1 protein-coding gene is annotated in these 221 nt (G+C 52.5%); it reads right to left on the bottom strand.

From position 1 onward, the window contains the following. The coding region (locus Q1A70_RS20760) for a hypothetical protein (protein ID WP_299695970.1) at positions 1–221 on the bottom strand (221 nt) is incomplete at both ends.

Consider the following 221-nt stretch of genomic DNA (forward strand, 5'->3'; position numbering starts at 1 on the left):
AACCATCACCTGAGCGTGTTTATCGAGCGTTAAGGTCGGCTCAACAGAGTGAGGTTTCACTTCTTTCGGGGAGCTTATAGGCGCACGAGGCTTCAGTGGTGGGGGTTGGGTTGAAGGCGTTGCAGTTGGTACATCAATCATAGACTTAGGCGCAGAAGGGGGCGCGTTATCGCGTAACCACCAAAGAGTGCCAGATACCAATACACTCACCACCAGTATGC

This window comes from uncultured Vibrio sp., assembly GCF_947488985.1.
In the GTDB taxonomy this organism is placed as follows: Bacteria; Pseudomonadota; Gammaproteobacteria; order Enterobacterales; family Vibrionaceae; genus Vibrio.